At 63.9% G+C, this 16635-nt stretch carries 16 protein-coding genes; 4 read left to right on the top strand and 12 right to left on the bottom strand.

All coding sequences use genetic code 11. From position 1 onward, the window contains the following. Positions 1 to 138: 138 nt before the first annotated feature. From RX330_RS05135 to RX330_RS05115, 5 genes are all read right to left on the bottom strand, one after another. On the bottom strand, positions 139 to 870 hold the full coding sequence (locus tag RX330_RS05135; protein WP_212080042.1) for an amino acid ABC transporter ATP-binding protein: 732 nt from the start codon (positions 868 to 870) through the stop codon (positions 139 to 141). Between the two features lie 12 nt (positions 871 to 882). Continuing rightward, positions 883 to 1575 (bottom strand): amino acid ABC transporter permease, encoded by a 693-nt coding sequence (locus tag RX330_RS05130; RefSeq protein ID WP_212080041.1) that lies wholly within the window; start codon positions 1573 to 1575, stop codon positions 883 to 885. 3 nt (positions 1576 to 1578) lie between these two features. Beyond that, the gene (locus RX330_RS05125) at positions 1579 to 2310 is read right to left on the bottom strand and encodes an amino acid ABC transporter permease (protein ID WP_212080040.1); all 732 of its coding nucleotides are present in this window, start codon (positions 2308 to 2310) and stop codon (positions 1579 to 1581) included. Positions 2311 to 2427: 117 nt separating this feature from the next. Next, a complete protein-coding gene (locus RX330_RS05120; RefSeq protein ID WP_212080038.1) occupies positions 2428 to 3339 on the bottom strand; it encodes an amino acid ABC transporter substrate-binding protein in 912 nt (303 codons plus the stop codon). A 98-nt stretch (positions 3340 to 3437) separates the two neighbouring features. After that, complete coding sequence (locus RX330_RS05115) at positions 3438 to 4823, bottom strand: M20 family metallopeptidase (protein ID WP_317242273.1); 1386 nt, start codon at positions 4821 to 4823, stop codon at positions 3438 to 3440. Between the two features lie 274 nt (positions 4824 to 5097). Between RX330_RS05115 and RX330_RS05110 the strand changes: the two genes are divergently transcribed. Continuing rightward, the gene (locus RX330_RS05110; RefSeq protein WP_317242272.1) at positions 5098 to 6477 is read left to right on the top strand and encodes an LLM class flavin-dependent oxidoreductase; all 1380 of its coding nucleotides are present in this window, start codon (positions 5098 to 5100) and stop codon (positions 6475 to 6477) included. A gap of 112 nt (positions 6478 to 6589) precedes the next feature. On the opposite strand, the gene RX330_RS05105 is transcribed toward RX330_RS05110, so the two are convergent. From RX330_RS05105 to RX330_RS05090, 4 genes are all read right to left on the bottom strand, one after another. Then, a complete protein-coding gene (locus tag RX330_RS05105; protein WP_317242271.1) occupies positions 6590 to 8251 on the bottom strand; it encodes a thiamine pyrophosphate-binding protein in 1662 nt (553 codons plus the stop codon). 108 nt (positions 8252 to 8359) lie between these two features. Beyond that, the gene (locus tag RX330_RS05100; protein WP_317242270.1) at positions 8360 to 8863 is read right to left on the bottom strand and encodes a GFA family protein; all 504 of its coding nucleotides are present in this window, start codon (positions 8861 to 8863) and stop codon (positions 8360 to 8362) included. Between the two features lie 120 nt (positions 8864 to 8983). Beyond that, positions 8984 to 10111 carry an alkene reductase gene (locus RX330_RS05095; RefSeq protein WP_317242269.1) on the bottom strand — a complete coding sequence of 376 codons (1128 nt, stop codon included), beginning with the start codon at positions 10109 to 10111 and terminating at the stop codon, positions 8984 to 8986. A gap of 115 nt (positions 10112 to 10226) precedes the next feature. Beyond that, complete coding sequence (locus tag RX330_RS05090) at positions 10227 to 11723, bottom strand: aldehyde dehydrogenase family protein (protein ID WP_212080027.1); 1497 nt, start codon at positions 11721 to 11723, stop codon at positions 10227 to 10229. Between the two features lie 181 nt (positions 11724 to 11904). Here RX330_RS05090 and RX330_RS05085 point away from each other — a divergent pair, with 181 nt between their 5' ends. Further along, complete coding sequence (locus RX330_RS05085) at positions 11905 to 12750, top strand: SDR family NAD(P)-dependent oxidoreductase (RefSeq protein ID WP_317242268.1); 846 nt, start codon at positions 11905 to 11907, stop codon at positions 12748 to 12750. A 36-nt stretch (positions 12751 to 12786) separates the two neighbouring features. Here the strand turns inward: RX330_RS05085 and RX330_RS05080 are convergent, their stop codons facing one another. From RX330_RS05080 to RX330_RS05070, 3 genes are all read right to left on the bottom strand, one after another. Beyond that, a complete protein-coding gene (locus RX330_RS05080) occupies positions 12787 to 12993 on the bottom strand; it encodes a hypothetical protein (protein ID WP_008145196.1) in 207 nt (68 codons plus the stop codon). A gap of 193 nt (positions 12994 to 13186) precedes the next feature. Next, positions 13187 to 13462: a YiaA/YiaB family inner membrane protein gene (locus tag RX330_RS05075; protein WP_212080023.1), complete on the bottom strand. Its 276-nt coding sequence runs from the start codon at positions 13460 to 13462 to the stop codon at positions 13187 to 13189. Between the two features lie 38 nt (positions 13463 to 13500). Next, positions 13501 to 14196, bottom strand: coding sequence for a PspA/IM30 family protein (locus RX330_RS05070; RefSeq protein ID WP_317242267.1), 696 nt, complete (start codon positions 14194 to 14196; stop codon positions 13501 to 13503). Between the two features lie 101 nt (positions 14197 to 14297). On the opposite strand from RX330_RS05070, the gene RX330_RS05065 reads away from it, so the two are divergent. Beyond that, positions 14298 to 14906 (top strand): TetR/AcrR family transcriptional regulator, encoded by a 609-nt coding sequence (locus tag RX330_RS05065; protein WP_317242266.1) that lies wholly within the window; start codon positions 14298 to 14300, stop codon positions 14904 to 14906. Positions 14907 to 14962: 56 nt separating this feature from the next. Beyond that, a complete protein-coding gene (locus tag RX330_RS05060; RefSeq protein ID WP_317242265.1) occupies positions 14963 to 16582 on the top strand; it encodes an ABC transporter substrate-binding protein in 1620 nt (539 codons plus the stop codon). Positions 16583 to 16635 lie beyond the last annotated feature (53 nt).

Below are 16635 nucleotides of genomic sequence, written 5' to 3'. Positions count from 1 at the left end.
CTCAACCCGTCATTTCCGGGGCGGCGCGAAGCGACGAGCTATGGTGCGCAATTGCGCACCTGAGAATCCATTTCGCCCCGCGCACGCGGCCTGATGGATCCCGGGTTCGCGCTACGCGCGCCCCGGGATGACGACCGGTTAATGCGACAATATCTTCGACAGGAACTTCTGCGCGCGGTCGCTGCGCGGCTGGCCGAAGAAGTCTTCCTTCGCCGCGTCCTCGACGATCTCGCCGCGGTCCATGAAGATCACGCGATTGGCCACCTTGCGGGCAAAGCCCATCTCGTGGGTGACGACCATCATGGTCATGCCCTCATGAGCGAGGTCCACCATGACGTCGAGCACCTCGCTGACCATTTCAGGGTCGAGCGCCGAGGTCGGCTCGTCGAACAGCATGACGATCGGATCCATGGCGAGCGCACGGGCGATCGCAACGCGCTGCTGTTGTCCCCCGGACAGGTTCGCGGGATACTTTTGCGCCTGTTCCTTGAGGCCCACGCGCTCCAGCAATTGCATGCCTTTCGCCATCGCCTTGTCGCGCGGCCGGTCGAGCACCTTCTGCTGCGCGAGGCAGAGGTTGTCGATAATCTTCAGATGCGGGAACAGCTCGAAATGCTGGAACACCATGCCGACCCGCGAGCGGAGTTTCGGCAAGTCGGTCTTGGGGTCGTTGACCTTGGTGCCGTCGACGCTGATGTCGCCGCTCTGGAACGGCTCCAGCGCGTTGACGCATTTGATCAGCGTCGATTTGCCCGAGCCTGAGGGACCGCAGACCACCACGACCTCGCCCTTGGTGACGCTGGTCGTGCAATCGGTCAGCACCTGGAAGCTCGGCGTGTACCATTTGTTGACGTGGCTGATTTCGATCATGAGCGGCTAGCCCTAGCGGATGATGGCGATGCGCGCCTGCAGGCGGCGGACGCCGAAGGACGCGATACAGGAAATGGTGAAGTAGACGACCGCTGCGAACAGATACATTTCGACCAGACGCCCGTCGCGTTGCGCCACCTTGCTCGCCGCTCCTAGGAAGTCCGTGATCGACAGGACGTAGACCAGCGAAGTGTCCTGGAACAGCACGATGGTCTGCGTGATCAGAACCGGCAGCATGTTACGGAAGGCCTGCGGCAGCACGACGTAGCGCATGGTCTGGGCGTAGGTCAGCCCCAGCGCGCTGGCGGCGGCCGGCTGTCCGCGCGAGATCGACTGGATGCCGGCACGCATGATCTCGGAGAAATACGCCGCCTCGAACATGATGAAGGTGATGAGCGAGGAGGCGAAGGCGCCGACGCTGATCGGGCGCGAGGCACCGGTCACCCACTGCCCGATATAGGGCACCAGGAAGTAGAACCAGAAGATGACCAGCACCAGCGGCAGCGAGCGCATGAAGTCGACGTAGACGCCGGCGACCCGGCCAAGGATCTTGAAGCCGGAGAGCCGCATCAGGGCGAGTGCTGTGCCGAACACGAGACCACCGAGCGCTGCAAGGCCCGTCAGCGTCAGCGTGAACGTCATGCCCTCGAAGAACAGATAAGGCAGCGCGCGGCGGATGACGTCGAAATCGAGATTGCCGAACATCGCTTATTTCCCCGTGATGTAGCCGGGGATCGCGACCCAGCGCTCAAGGAAGCGCATGGCGGTCACGACGACGGCGTTGACGAGAAGATAAAGGATGGTTGCGGCGGTGAAGGCCTCGAACACCTGGAACGAGAATTCCTGCATCGAGCGCGCCTGCCCCGTCAGCTCGAGCAGACCGATTGTGATCGCAACCGCGGTGTTCTTGATGGTGTTGAGGAATTCGGAGGTCAGCGGCGGCAGGATGATGCGAAACGCCATCGGCAGCAGCACGTAGCGATAGCCCTGCGCGGTGGTCAGGCCCAGCGCCGTTGCGGCCATCTTCTGCCCGCGCGGCAATGAGCCGATGCCGGCCTGCAGTTGCACGGCAACGCGCGCCGACATGAAGAAGCCGACGCCGATCGCCGCCGTCCAGAACGGGGCGTTCGGCAGTTGTTTCAGCCAGGTGCCGGCGGCTTTCGGCAGCAATTCCGGCAGCACGAAGTACCACAGGAAGAGCTGCACGAGCAGCGGCATGTTTCGGAAGAACTCGACATAGGCAAAGCCGAACCAGTTCGCCCCCTTCGACGGCAGCGTGCGCATCACGCCGACGAGCGAGCCGGTGATCAGCGCGATGACCCAGGCCAACGCCGCGGTCTTGAGGGTCAGCACCAGGCCCGACAGCAGCATGTCGAGATAGGTACCGGTCCCCATCGGGTTCGGCTGGAAAAAGATTCCCCAGTTCCAGTTGTAGTTCACGTATCCCCCGCGCGAACGCGCCCGTCATTGGACGACCCGGACGCCTATGCAAATGTCCGGCCACCCTGGTGTCAAGAGTGGCCGGACATGATTTCGATCGAAAGTTCGAGGTTTTGCTTACTTATAGTCGTCCGGGTTCGGCGAATCCGTCGGCTTGGCGAACTCGTTCTTCAACTCGGCCGAGATCGGCGTGTTGAGGTTCAGCCCCTTCGGCGGGATCTTCTGGGTGAACCATTTGTCGTAGATTTTCTGGGCTTCCCCGGAGGTGTAGAGCGCAGCGGTTGCCGCATCGACCACCTTCTTGAACGGCGCATCGTCCCTGCGCAGCATGATGCCGTAGGGCTCCGGCTTGGAGAACGCATCCTTGGAGATGGCGTAGTCGTCCGGCGACTTCGAGCCGGCGACGAGGCTCGCCAGCAGGATGTCGTCCATCACGAAGGCGACCGCGCGGTCCGTCTCGACCATCAGGAAGGCCTCGGCGTGGTCCTTGGCCGGGATGATGTTGGCGCCGAGGCTCTTGGCGACGTTGGCCTCGGTGAGCTGCTTGATGTTGGTGGTCCCGGCGGTGGAGACCACCGTCTTGCCCTTGAGATCGTCGATCGACTTCAGGCCGCTCGACTTCTTGAAGACGTAGCGGCTGGCGGTCAGGTAGTGGGTGTTGGTGAAGGCGACCTGCTTCTGACGCTCGGCGTTGTTGGTGGTCGAGCCACATTCGAGGTCGATGGTGCCGTTCGCCATCAGCGGAATGCGTGTCGCCGAGGTCACCGGGTTGAGCTTGACCTCAAGCTTGTCGAGCTTGAGCTCCTTCTTCACGGCGTCGACGATCTTGTAACAGATGTCCATGGCGAAGCCGACCGGCTTCTGGTTGTCATCGAGATAGGAGAACGGGATCGAGGAGTCGCGGAAGCCGAGCGTGATGGCGCCGGTGTCCTTGATGTTCTTCAGTGTGCCGGTCAGCTCCTGGGCTCCGGCCTGGCTGACGGCGAAGGTCGCGGCGAGCGCGAGCCCAATGCTACGGAAATGTTTCACTTTTTTGTCCCCTTTCAGGATGATGCGGCCGGATGCAAGCACAAATCGGCCCGGATTAGAATGTGACTTTTGGCTGGATCGCGGCTCAGGTTAACGGCTCAGGTTAGGGGTTTTGGCAATTGGCCGAGATCCCAGAACAGGCCGGCCATCACCGTCAAGGCTTCTTCGGTCAGAGGCAGCAGGATGTGCTCATTGGGCGCATGCTGGGAGCAGCCGGGATAGGAATGCGGGACCCAGATCGTCGGCAGGCCGAGGATCTCGGAAAATACGTCGTTGGGCAAGGAGCCGCCGAAATTCGGCAGCACCGCCGGCGGCTTGCCGGTGGTCTCTCGCACCGAATCCGCCGCCCATTTGATCCAGGGGCTGTCGAAGTCTGTGCGCGATGCAGCAAAACTCTGGGCCGCCCGCACCTCGACCATCGGAAAACCCTTATCAACCAGATGCGCGCGGATGGCTTCGATCAGCCCGTCGATCTTGGTGCCAACCACGAAACGCAATTGCAGCACGGCATTGGCATGCCCGGGAATGGCGTTGGCCGGCTTCTCGATATTGCCGGACGACATCGCCAGCACTTCCAGAGTGTTCCAGGCGTAGAGCCGCTCGGCCGCCGACAATCCCTCCTCGCCCCAGTCCTCCGCGAGTGCCGGCTCGTCCTCGGTAGGGACCACCTGCACATCGGCCAGATAGCTGCGGATCTGGTTCGTGAGCCGCGGTGGTTTCAGGGCGTCGAGCCGGAGGCGGCCGTGGCCATCGACCAGCGTCGAGATCGCATTGACAAGAATGGTCGCGGGATTGGACAGCACGCCGCCCCAATTTCCGGAATGGTGGCCGCCATCGCGCAGGTTCACATCCAGATGAATGCGGATGCCGCCGCGACAGCCCAGGAACAGCGTCGGGCGGTCGGCGGACAGGCGCGGCCCGTCGGAGGCCATGAACAGATCTGCCTTGAGCGCGTCGCGATTGAGGTCGCAGACCTTGCCGAGATCGGGCGAGCCGATCTCCTCGCCCATTTCGACGATGAATTTGGCATTGAAGCCCAGCTTGCCGCCACGGGCGTCGCGGACCGCGCGGAGCGCCGCCATGTTGATGCTGTGCTGCCCCTTGTTGTCGGCGGTGCCGCGGCCATAGAGCCGCGCGCCGGCAACCGTCGTGCGCCAGGGATCGCGCCCCTCGCGCCACTCGCCTTCCATGCCGTCGACGACGTCACCATGGCCATAAATCAGCACGGTGGGCGCCGTTGCGCTCTCGTGATGCTCGGCGAACAGGAACGGCGCCTTGCCGCTGGGGGATTCGACGATACGGCTGGTGAAATCCAGCGCAGCAAATGCCGGCTGCATCTCCTGCTCCAGATATGCGCGCAGCTCGGCGTCGCGGGAGGGGTTCTGGCTTTCGGTCTTGAAGGCGACGCGACGGTCGAGCTCGGTGAGAAACGCGCCGGACTTGAAATCCTCACGGGCGCGGGCGATGGCGTCGGCTCTGGTCATGACTTGCTTTTCGAGACTTTGAGACGAAGGACTTTACCCGCACGGGTTGGCCTTCGAAAGTGGTGGGGAGTTCGATCGTTCTTGTAGTTCTCTGGTCGTTCGCTTCTAGTTCTCTCGGGATTTCGTTCTTGCTCTCTTGAGATCGGCTTGCCAAGTGCAGCAGCGGACCTGATTTGGCCTTGCCATGCGCAGGTTATATGCAAGAACTCCGCCAAGTTCGGGCGGCACGTCTACCATTCGAAGAGCGCGCAGTACAGAGCGCCGGGGAACGATCATGGCCAAGCAGATCAGGCTCAACGCCTTTGCAATGAATTGCGTCGCGCACCAGTCGCCGGGTCTGTGGACCCATCCGCGCGATCGCACCGCCGAGTATAACCGCCTGCCCTACTGGATTGATCTCGCCAGGACGCTGGAGCGGGGCCGCTTCGACGGGCTGTTCCTGGCCGACGTGCTCGGGGTCTACGACGTCTTTGGCAACAGCCCTGACGCAGCCTTGCGCAACGCAGCACAGACGCCGTCGAACGAGCCGCTGCTGCTGCTCTCGGCGATGGCCGCGGTGACGCAGAATCTCGGCTTTGGCGTCACCAGCAATTTGTCGTTCGAGCCGCCCTACCCGTTCGCACGGCGAATGTCGACGCTCGATCATCTCACCGAGGGCCGGATCGGCTGGAACGTCGTCACCGGCTATCTCGACAGCGCCGCCCGCGGGGCCGGCAAGGACAAGCAGACCGGACATGACGACCGCTACGACATCGCCGACGAATATATGGAGGTGGTCTACAAGCTCTGGGAAGGAAGCTGGGAGGACGACGCCGTGCTGCGCGACGGCAAGCGCGGCATCTTCACCGACCCCACGAAGGTTCATCGCGTCAATCATGAGGGCGCGAACTACCGCATCAACAACACCATCCATCTCAGCGAGCCCTCGCCCCAGCGCACGCCCGTGCTGTACCAGGCCGGCACCTCGCCGCGCGGCCGGCAGTTCGCGGCCAGGCATGCCGAATGCGTGTTCATGTCGGGACCGTCGGCCAAGATCATCGCGCCGCGCGTGGCGGCAATCCGCGAGGAAGCCGCCAGGATCGGCCGCAACCCGGCGGAGATCCTGATGTTCTCGATGATGACGATCATCCTCGGCCGGACCGAAGCCGAGGCGAAGGAAAAGTACGCCGACTATCGCCGCCACATCAGCCCCGAAGGCGCGCTGGCGCTGATGTCGGGGTGGACCGGCATCGACTTCTCCGGCTACGAGCTCGACCAGCAGGTGCGTCACGTCCAGAACGACGCCGGCCGCAGCGCGCTCGATAACGTCACCCGCGGCGACCCTGATCGCGTCTGGACCGTGCGCGACGTCATCGAGCATGTCGGCATCGGCGGCGCCGGCCCCGTCGTGGTCGGCACGCCCGAGAGCGTCGCCGACAAGATCGAGGACTGGTTCGAGCAGACCGACGTCGATGGGCTCAACGTCGCGTTCGCGATCTCGCCCGGCGATTTCGAGGATATCTCGGACATGCTGGTGCCGGAGCTGACGCGGCGCGGACGGTACAAGCCGGAATATGCGAAGGGCACGCTGCGGGAGAAGCTGTTCGGCGATGGTCGCGCAAGGCTCGGCGCACCGCATCCGGCGGCAGGTTATCGGGTGGGGAAGACGGGGTAGGCTGCCCGTTGCTCGTCATTGCGAGCGCAGCGAAGCAACCCGGAATCTCTCCGCGGAAACAGTCTGGATTGCTTCGTCGCTTCGCTCCTCGCAATGACGGCTGACGCCGGCCCTACACCTTCCCGTCCACCATCACCTCGATCAGCTTCGTTCCCGGCCGGCCAAACGCCGACGCCAGCGTCGCCTGCAACTCGCCGGGATCGCTGACCTTGATCGCCTCGCAGCCCAGCGCTCTCGCCACGCCGGCGAAATCCACGGGCGGATCGACGAAATCCATGCCGACATAATTGTCATCGCCATGGAAGGCGAGCAGGCGCTGCTTGATGATGCGGTAGCCGCCATTGTTGGCGATGACGACGTTGAGCGGCAGCTTGTGATGCGCCGCGGTCCACAGCGACTGGATCGAATACATCGCGCTGCCATCGCCCGAGAAGCACACGACGGGGCGATCCGGATTGGCGATGCTGGCGCCGACCGAGGCCGGCAGGCCCCAGCCGATGCCGCCGGAGGCAAGTCCGTGATAGCCGTAGCGGTCGCGGTGCGGATGCAGCGCCGTGATCTGGCGGCTCGAGGTGAGGCCTTCGTCGACCAGGATGGCATTGTCAGGCATGGCCTCGACCATCCGCAGCACCAGGAAGTCCGGATCGATCGGGCTGCGGCCGGCGCTCCTGCCGATCTGCTCGACCAGCGCGGCGCGGCGCGCGGTCCAGTTCTTCGGCGCCAGCTCGGCGAGGCGCTGTTTTGCACGGCTCGCGAGTGCGGCGCCGCCCATCTCCTTCAGCACCGGGATCAGCGCGCGCAGCGTTTCCTTCAAATCCGCCTTCAGCGCGATCTCCGCGCCGTAGTTCTTGGCGATCTCCCAATCGACGAGGCCGATCTGCACGATGCCCAGACCATCGGGCAGCGCATCGACCTCGCTATAGACGGACATCCGCAGGGGATCGCCGCCGAGCGCGACCAGGAGATCGTGGGGCGCGAGCGTATCGCGCGCGACCTTCTGCACGCGCGCCAGCGTGCCGACGAAGCTCGGGCTCTGCGAGAGGAAGTGCGATCCATAGGGCGTGGACGATTGATAGGCCGCGGCACCGAGCAGCTCGGCGAGTTCGGCCGCCTCCTCGAGCGCATCGCTCTTGACCACCTCGTCCATGGTGACGATGACGGGGCGCTCGGCCTTGAGCAGGCGCGCGGCGAAAGCCTTCAGCGCTTCATCCGACGGCTTGGTGCGGGCATCGATCCGGGTGGAGCGGCCGAGATCGATCCCGGCCTCGCTGTTGAGGATGTCGCCGGGCAGCGAGATGAACACGGGGCCGGTCGGCGGGGTCATCGCAACCTTGGCGGCGCGGCGGACGATGCGCGGCAGATCTTCCAGCCGCGTCACTTCGACCGCCCATTTCACCAGCGGCTCGGCCATGCGCACCAGCGGGCCATACAGCACCGGCTCCATCAGGCCGTGGCCCTGCTCCTGCTGTCCCGCGGTGAGGATCATCGGCGTGCCCGTGAACTGGGCGTTGTAGAGCGAGCCCATGGCGTTGCCGAGACCGGGCGCGACATGGACGTTGCAGGCAACGAGCTTGCCGGAGGCCCGGCTATAGCCGTCGGCGATCGCGACCACCAGGCTCTCCTGCATCGCCATCACATAGGTAAGGTCGGGATGGTCCTTCAGCGCATGCATGATCGGCAGCTCGGTGGTCCCGGGATTGCCGAACAGATGCGTGATACCCTCGTCCTTGAGCAGCGCGAGAAAAGCGGAGCGGCCGGTGATCTTGTTCTTCATGTTTCCTCCAGGAGCGGGCGTTGCCGCAAGGACGGCGGCATGATGGCCGGAATTTCCGGAGACGCGCAAGGAAGCGCGGTCATGGCTGCGTTGCGCGGGAACGCAGCGCTACCTCTCCTCTTGCCCCAGCTCGAACGGATCTTCACCTCTCGATCGCTTCTTCCTTCTCGAGCGCTGCCAGACCACGCCGGGAAAACCCTTCAGCGGCACCAGCGGCTCGCCGGTATAGGCCCATTCCTGCAGCTCTTCGATCGCGATGTGATAGAGCGGCTGGCGGCCGGTGCGTTCCTTGAAAAGCGCGCGGGGGATGTTGACCATGTGCGGCCCGCGCGGGCGCTCATAGGCGATCGGCGTGCCGCAATGCGAGCAGAAGCTGCGCGCGGTCTTCGTTGTCTTATCCTCGTATCGGGTAAGCGCCGTCTTGCCCGAAATGATGCGAAACCGCTTCGTCCAGCTTCCGACATAGGTCGCGTAGGCTGCGCCGTGGGCGCGGCGGCTGGCGGCGGAGTGATCGTGCCAGGCCCAGCGCGCAGGGACGTCGATCTCGAAGCGGATTTTGCCGCAGAGGCATTGGCCGGTGGCTTTACCTGCGGCGGCTGCGGCTTTGGCCATGGTGTCTCCTCATCGCCATTCCGGGACGCGCCGAAGGCGGGCCCGGAATCCATCGAGCGGCAGTCCAAGACGGAAGATGGATTCCGGGCTCGACGCTTCGCGTCGCCCCGGAACGACTGGTCAGGCCGGCGTCAGTTCGTCATATGCCGGATAATCCGTATACCCCTTCTCCTCGCCGCCGTAGAACGTCGCACGGTTGTACGGCGTGATCGGGTAGTCATGCTGCAGGCGGCGCGGCAGGTCCGGATTGGAGATGAAGATGCGGCCGAAGGCGATGATGTCGGCGTGGCCATCGGCGATCGCTGCGTTCGCAGTCTCGCCGGTGAAGCCGCCGGCGGTCATCAGCACGCCACTGTAGAGCGGCCGGAACAGCACCATCGCGGAGGGCACATTCTCCCAATGGACGTCGGCACGGCCGGCGCCGCTGGAGCGCGGCTCGATGAAGTGCAGATAGGCAAGCCCGAGCTTGTCGAGCGCCTTCACCACGTGGGTATAAAGCGGCATCGGATCGGGCTCGCCGGAATCATTGGCGATGCCGTGCGGCGACAGCCGGACGGCGACGCGGTTCGCGCCCCAGACGTCGATCGCGGCTTGCGTGACTTCGAGCAACAGGCGCGCGCGGTTCTCGATCGAGCCGCCATATTGATCGGTGCGCTGGTTGCTGCGCGATTGCAGGAATTGCTCGAGCAGGTAACCGTTGGCGCCGTGGATCTCGACGCCGTCGAAGCCGGCGGCGAGCGCATTCCTGGCGCCTTGCCGGAAAGCTTCGACGATACCCTTGACCTCCTCGGTCTCCAGCGCGCGCGGCGTCTCATAGTCGGAGATCTTGCCGTCTGCCGTCATCGCCTTCATGCCTTCCGCCTTGATCGGGATCGCGGAGGCCGAAACCGGCAGCTCGCCGCCGTGGAAGGATGAATGCGAGACGCGGCCGACATGCCAGAGCTGGAGGAAGATGATGCCGCCCTTGGCGTGGACCGCGTCGACCACCTTGCGCCAGCCGGCGATCTGCGCCTCCGAATAGATGCCCGGTGTCGCCGGATTGCCGCGGCCATGCGAGAGCACCGGCGAGGCTTCGGCGATGATCAGGCCGCCCTTTGTGGCGCGCTGGCCATAATATTCGGCGTTGAGCGGCCGCGGTGAGAAAGTCTCGCGCTCGGCGCGCATGCGCGTCAGCGGCGCCATCGCGACGCGATGTGCAAGCTTGTACGGACCGACCTGCAACGGTTTGAACAACGCCTCGAATTTCATGTGGTCCCCGGATGTCTATGAAAGGATGTGGATCATATAGCGAGGGGGCGGTCGCCGGAAAGGCGCCGCCCCAAGTAGATATTCCCCCTCGTGGAAGGCGGAAGAGGACAGATCTTTAAGCCGTCTTGATCCAGACGGCCTTCACGTTGAGATATTCCTCGACATGCTGCTTGCCGGACTCGCGGCCGTAGCCGCTCATCTTGTAGCCGCCGAAGGGCACGGCAGGATCCATCGCCTGGTAGCAATTCACCCACACCGAACCTGCGCGCAGCGATTTTGCAACCGCGTGCGCCTTGCTGACGTCGCGCGTCCACAGGCCGGAGCCGAGGCCGAAGGTGGTATTGTTGGCGCGCTTGACGAGTTCGTCCATGTCCTTGAACGCGATCGCGGAGATGACGGGACCAAAAATCTCCTCCTGCGCGATGCGCATATTGTCCTGGACGCCCGCGAACACCGTCGGCGAGACGAAGAAGCCCTTCGACAGCGCGCCTTCGGTAGCTCGGCCACCGCCGGCGAGTGCCTTCGCGCCTTCCTTCTGGCCGATGTCGAGATAGCCGGTGACGCGCTTGAGTTGCTCTTCGGACACGAGCGGGCCGATCTGCACATTGGGATCGAGACCGTTGCCGACCTGCAGCTTCTTGCCGAACTCGGCGACGCGGCCGACGAACTCCTCGTAGATCGACTGCTCGACGAACAGCCGCGTACCTGCGCTGCAGATCTGGCCCGAATTGGCGAACACCGCCATCGCCGCGCCGGGCACGGCGGCATCGAGATCGGCATCCGCGAACACGATGTCCGGCGACTTGCCGCCGAGCTCGAGCGAAACACGCTTCAAGTTTCCGGCCGAGGCGCGGATGATCGACTGGCCCGTGACGTGCGAGCCGGTGAATGCAACCTTGTCCACGTCATGATGCGAGGCGAGCGCGGCGCCCGCGGTCTCGCCGTAGCCGGGCACGACGTTGATGACGCCGGGCGGAATGCCTGCCTCCATCGCCAGCTCGGCGATGCGCAGCGAGGTCAGCGGCGCCTCTTCGGCGGGCTTGAGCACCACGGTGCAGCCGGTCGCGATTGCCGGGCCGATCTTCCAGATCGTCGCGGTGAGCGGACCGTTCCAGGGGATGATGGCGCCGACGACGCCGATCGGCTCCTTCAACGTATAGGAGAAGATTTCGCCAGGCAGCGAGTTCTCGATGGTCTCGCCGTGGATCGCCGTGGTCTGGCCGGCGTAGTAGCGCAGCATGCCGACGGCGCGCAGGCGATAGGCGCGGGTGCGGCTGAGCGGCGCGCCCATGTCGAGCGTGTCGAGCTGCGACAATTCGTCGAAATTCTTCTCGACGAGATCGGCAAGCTTCAGAAGCAGGTTCTGCCGTTCGAACGGCTTGACCTTGCTCCAGGGTCCTTCGAAGGCGCGGCGGGCGGCGGCAACCGCACGATCGATGTCTTCCTTGTCACCCTCGGCGACCGTTGCGAGCAGCTCGCCTGTCGCGGGATTGCGGGTCTCGAAGCGCTTGCCTGAGGCTGCATCGACCCACTTCCCGTCGATCAGCATCTGCTTGTAGGACCCGTTCGCGAACGGATGACGCGTGATCGGAATAGCCTGCGACACAGCCATGGCTGCACTCCCTGTCAGGTGATTGATTGGTTCGATCTGGGCGGGATCGTTGCGTTGAAGGATACAGCGGTGCCGGATAGGCGTAAAGGCAGCGCGGAACGAAGACCTCCCATGCCGACTTGTGCGGGGTCACAGCAGCGCCATGTTATAGCTCGAGCAAGCCCCGCTCCGGAGACGTCCCATGCCACATCCCGCCATCGTGAAAAACAATGTTGCCGTGATCACCGGTGGCGCGTCCGGCATCGGATTGGCTGCAGCCATGGCCTTCGCGCGCGCCGGAATGAAGGTGTGTATCGCGGATGTCGATGAGGCTCGACTGACCGAGGCCGCAACAAAACTCTCATCCGTTACCGATGCCACAAAGGTGATGACCTCCGTCGTCGATGTCAGCAGGGCCGAGAGCGTGATGGAACTGGAGCGCGCCGTGGGCGCGCATTTCGGCGGAACCGACCTGCTCATGAACAATGCCGGCATCCAGCCGGGCAGCACGCTGCTCGGCGAACCCGACCATTGGCAGCGCATCATCGCCGTCAACATGTGGGGCATCATCAACGGCTCGCGCATCTTCGCGCCCCAGATGATCGCGCGTGGCAAAGGCGGCCTCATCATCAACACGGGCTCGAAGCAGGGCATCACTACACCGCCGGGCGATCCCGCCTACAACGTCTCCAAGGCCGGGGTGAAGGCGTTCACCGAAGCGCTCCAGCACGAGCTGCGCAACACAAAAGACTGTCGCATCACGGCACACCTGCTGATACCGGGCTTCGTCTTCACCGGCCTCACCGCAAAGGGGCGCACCGAAAAGCCGGCCGGCGCCTGGACGCCGGAGCAGACGATCGATTTCATGCTGGCGCGGCTGGAGATGGGCGATTTCTACATTCTCTGCCCGGACAATGACGTACCGCGCGTGCTCGACGAGAAGCGCATGGAATGGGCCGCCGGCGACATCATCGAGAACCGCCCGCCGCTGTCGCGCTGGCACCCGGACTATGCGGATGCATTCAAGAGGTTTGTGGAGGGGAACTAGATCTTTCCTTCTCCCTTGTGGGAGAGGGTTAAAACCCTACAGCGTCTCCTGCTGATGCCCACAATTCTTGCAGGCGAACTTGACCCGGGTCTGGCCTTTCTCCGCCTGGACCCGGTTCGGCGCGCCGCACTTGCCGCAGACGGCCTCGATGCGGGTCGCGCCCTGCTTGACGACGATGGTCTTCTTTTCCATCGATTCGCGGATCAGGCGCTCGGCCTCTTCACGCAGCGATTGTTTCGACAAAGCTCGTCTCCGCCTCTGAAAAGCGCGAGAGCCATATCCCACTTGCAGCCGAAGCACAATGCGCCACGGGGATCGCAACCATCAAGACGTCATTCCGGACGGTTGCGGACGCGAGAGCCGCGGCGCCAGTTGCTCCGCGGCTCTCTTGCTTCTCGTCCGGATCAGCTCGAGGCATTTTTCACGCGGCCATTCTTCACGCGGCCTTGGAAACCTCCATCAGCAGCCGCTCGGCCTTCGCGTCCTCGATGCGGTTCACCAGCCGGCTGCTCTCGTGATTGTCACGCACGGTCTTGGTCAGGGTGATGCAGGTCTGGACCAGCATCACGATACCCATGGTGAGATAACCCTTCATCCAGACGTCGATCGGCAGGAAGAAGACACCGATGGCGACGAGGAAAGCGGAGGCTGCAAAGGACGCGTAAGTGAAGCTCACCCAGGCGCTGCTGTGGGGCTGGCCGTTCTGGTTCATGATGGTCTCCTGTTGGCTCGAATGATGATGAGTTGGGGTCAGGCAGCCGGCGTCCGGTTGGACTTCAACCGCGCCAGCACGTCGTCTGCAGTCGTCTTCAGCCGCGGGCCAAAGCCCTGCTCCGCCAATCTTTCGGCGGTGGCGAGGGGACCCATCGCCGCATCGAGCTCGACGAGCGCATCGTCGGCAGCCTGGGCTTCCATCTGCCGATCGCGCAGCCGCCTCAGGGTGCTCTCCGCCTCCGGCAACGTGGATTCGTAGGGACGCGCCGCTTCGATGCCGCTGCGGCGAAGCGAGCGCACCGCCTCCGAGGCGCGGGCGACGCGACGGCCCCGATCGAGCTCGGTGATGCGGGCCTGCGCATTTGCGACGTGCCGCTTCAGCCTGGCGATCTCGGTCGCGAACAGCGCACGGGCCGTCATCGCTGCATCGCGGTCGGCCTCCAGGCCTGCGATGGCTTCGGCCGCGTCCCTGGCGAGATCCTCACGGCGGCCGTCGAGCGCCGCAACCGCGCGCGTTTCGAGATCGGCGATGCGGCCGATCGTCGCCTCGAGCTTGCGGCCCTCCTGCTGATCCTGCGCGATCGCCAAGGCCAGCGTCCGCTTGCTGCGCTCGACGGCCGCGGCCGCATCGCGCATCTGCTGGTCGAGGATCAGAAGGGCCGTCCGGTCTTCCAGCTCTTCGCCCGCGGCGGCCACGCTGCCGCGGAAAAGTGTCACGACTGTCTTGAACATCTGTAGCTCCCTGTTATGAGCGTTGCTCATGATCCTTTGTAGCAGGATCCTTGAACATCGTTCAATATAAATTTGAGCAGCGCTCAAAGTTTGGCTCATCTATGTCTAAGACCTTGAAACGTCGAGAAAAACTTCGGTCCGACCTGATCCTGGCGGCGGAGTGGATGATCGCCGAGCGCGGATTGTCCGGCCTGAAAACCCGCGATCTCGCCCGCGAGATCGGCTGCGCCAATGGCGCGGTCTACAATCTCGTGGCCGACATGGACGAGCTGATCCTGCGCGTGGGCTCCCGCACGCTGCTCCGGCTCGACGAGGCGCTCAGCGCCGCGGTCAGCGCGGGCGAGGCAATACCGCAAGAGACGCTGGTCCGCATCGCCATCGCCTATTGCGATTTTGCGGCGGAGAATCTCCAGCTCTGGCGTGCGCTGTTCGAGCACCGCATGGAGGCCGACAAGACCGTCCCCGACTGGTCCGTCGAAGACCAGATGCAACTGTTCCGCCACATCTACCAACCGCTGGCCACGTTATTTCCGAAGCGTAGCCCCGAGGAGCTCGGCATCACCGCGCGCAGCCTGTTCTCGGCGGTGCATGGCATGGTGGCACTGGGACTGGAGCAGAAGCTGGTTGCCGTGCCGCTGCCGGCGCTGCGCGAGGAAATCGCTCGCCTCGTGCGTGCGATGATCGAAGGGTTGATTGCGCACCAGAGCTAGCTGCGCATGGCATGCGCCTTGCCTCCTCATCGTGCAATTCTCTCGAGGAGGCGGCGATGAGCGCATCATCTTTCGACATCAACCGGCGTAGCGTCGTGCTCGGCGGCCTCGGCATCGCCGGGACGACCCTTGCCCCGCGCTTCGCATCAGCGCAGGCGCGCAGCGAGACGCTGCTGGTGGTGCAGGAGCTCGGGCCGAACTCGCTCGACATGCAGGGCGTCGGCTCCAACCAGACTGTGAACGGCCTGTCCTGGAACTGCTACGACCGGCTGCTGAGCTACACCTCGAAGACGCTCCCTGACGGGACGCTCTCGTACGACCGCGAGAAGCTAGCACCCGAACTCGCGGAGAGCTGGCAAGTCGCCGCCGACGGCATGTCCTGCACCTTCAAGCTCCGCAAGGACGCGAAATTCCACGACGGCACGCCTGTTGCCGCCAAGGACGTCAAATGGTCGTTCGACCGTGCGGTGAAGGTCGGCGGCTTTCCGACCTTCCAGATGTCGGCGGGATCGCTGGAGAAGCCCGAGCAGTTCGTCGTGGTCGACGACCACACCTTCCGCATCGACTATGTCCGCAAGGACAAGATGCTGCTGTTCAACGTCGCGGTCGTCGTACCCTTCATCATCAACTCCGAGCTTGCGAAAAAGAATGCGACGCCGGAAGACCCCTGGGCTTTGGCGTGGCTCAGGAACAACGAGGCCGGCGGTGGCGCCTACAAGATCGAGAGCTGGAAGCCGGGCAGCGAAACCGTGCTGGCGCGGTTCGACGACTGGAAGAGCGGCCCGCTGCCGAAAGTCAGGCGCGTGATCGCGCGCGACGTCCCCTCCGCCGGCACGCGCCGCGCCATGCTGGAGCGGGGCGATGCGGACATCTCCAGCGGCTTTGCGCCGCGCGATTTCGAGCAGATCATCAGGGAGGGCAAGGTCAAGGTGTCGGGCGTGCCGATCCCGAACGCGCTCTGGTCCCTCGCGCTCAACACCGCGAAGCCGCCGTTCGACAATGTGAAGCTGCGCCAAGCCATCGCCTGGGCGATGCCATATGAGCAGATCCAGAGCAGTGCGTTCTTTGGGCGCGCCGTTCCGATGTACGGCGGAGCGGCAGAGGTCTCAAAGCCGGTCTGGCCGCAGCCGTTTCCCTATGTCACCGATCTCGACAAGGCCAAGGCGCTGATGAAGGAAGCAGGCTTCGAGTCCGGCCTGGAGACGACGTTGTCGCTCGACACGGGTACCGCCACTGTCGGCGAGCCGACAGCGATCCTGATCCAGGAGAGCCTTGCCAAGATCGGCATCAAGGCGGCTATCGAAAAGATCCCCGGCGCCAACTGGCGCACCACGCTGAACAAGAAGGAGCTGCCACTCGCGCTCAACCGCTTCAGCGGCTGGCTGGACTATCCCGAATATTACTTCTACTGGAATTTCCACGGCAACAACTCGATCTTCAACATCTCGTCCTATCAGAACAAGGAGATGGACGCGCTGATCGACAAGGCGCGGTTCACGGCCGATACCGCGGAGTACGACCGGTGCGTGAAGGATTTCATCGCGCTCTGCATGCGCGACGTTCCCGTCGTTCCGCTCAACCAGCCGATCCACGATGTCGCGATGCAGAAGGCCGTCACAGGCTACGAGTTCTGGTTTCACCGCGAACCGGACTACCGCCAGTTCGTCAAGGGCTGAGGCATGATCCGGAAAAGTGCGCAGCGGTTTTCCGAAAAGATCATGCCTAAGCA

Source organism: Bradyrhizobium sp. NDS-1 (assembly GCF_032918005.1).
In the GTDB taxonomy this organism is placed as follows: domain Bacteria; phylum Pseudomonadota; class Alphaproteobacteria; order Rhizobiales; family Xanthobacteraceae; genus Bradyrhizobium; species Bradyrhizobium tunisiense.
This window is presented reverse-complemented; position numbering and strand designations above follow the sequence as displayed.

What these genes read in the sequence shown, in the direction of transcription:
- RX330_RS05100 (WP_317242270.1), bottom strand. Translation starts at nt 8,863, where the DNA reads ATGGCCAAAGCCGCAGCCGCCGCAGGTAAAGCCACCGGCCAATGCCTC.
- RX330_RS05095 (WP_317242269.1), bottom strand. Translation starts at nt 10,111, where the DNA reads ATGAAATTCGAGGCGTTGTTCAAACCGTTGCAGGTCGGTCCGTACAAG.
- RX330_RS05065 (WP_317242266.1), top strand. Translation starts at nt 14,298, where the DNA reads ATGTCTAAGACCTTGAAACGTCGAGAAAAACTTCGGTCCGACCTGATC.
- RX330_RS05090 (WP_212080027.1), bottom strand. Translation starts at nt 11,723, where the DNA reads ATGGCTGTGTCGCAGGCTATTCCGATCACGCGTCATCCGTTCGCGAAC.
- RX330_RS05075 (WP_212080023.1), bottom strand. Translation starts at nt 13,462, where the DNA reads ATGAACCAGAACGGCCAGCCCCACAGCAGCGCCTGGGTGAGCTTCACT.
- RX330_RS05105 (WP_317242271.1), bottom strand. Translation starts at nt 8,251, where the DNA reads ATGAAGAACAAGATCACCGGCCGCTCCGCTTTTCTCGCGCTGCTCAAG.
- RX330_RS05135 (WP_212080042.1), bottom strand. Translation starts at nt 870, where the DNA reads ATGATCGAAATCAGCCACGTCAACAAATGGTACACGCCGAGCTTCCAG.
- RX330_RS05060 (WP_317242265.1), top strand. Translation starts at nt 14,963, where the DNA reads ATGAGCGCATCATCTTTCGACATCAACCGGCGTAGCGTCGTGCTCGGC.
- RX330_RS05130 (WP_212080041.1), bottom strand. Translation starts at nt 1,575, where the DNA reads ATGTTCGGCAATCTCGATTTCGACGTCATCCGCCGCGCGCTGCCTTAT.
- RX330_RS05110 (WP_317242272.1), top strand. Translation starts at nt 5,098, where the DNA reads ATGGCCAAGCAGATCAGGCTCAACGCCTTTGCAATGAATTGCGTCGCG.
- RX330_RS05070 (WP_317242267.1), bottom strand. Translation starts at nt 14,196, where the DNA reads ATGTTCAAGACAGTCGTGACACTTTTCCGCGGCAGCGTGGCCGCCGCG.
- RX330_RS05085 (WP_317242268.1), top strand. Translation starts at nt 11,905, where the DNA reads ATGCCACATCCCGCCATCGTGAAAAACAATGTTGCCGTGATCACCGGT.
- RX330_RS05115 (WP_317242273.1), bottom strand. Translation starts at nt 4,823, where the DNA reads ATGACCAGAGCCGACGCCATCGCCCGCGCCCGTGAGGATTTCAAGTCC.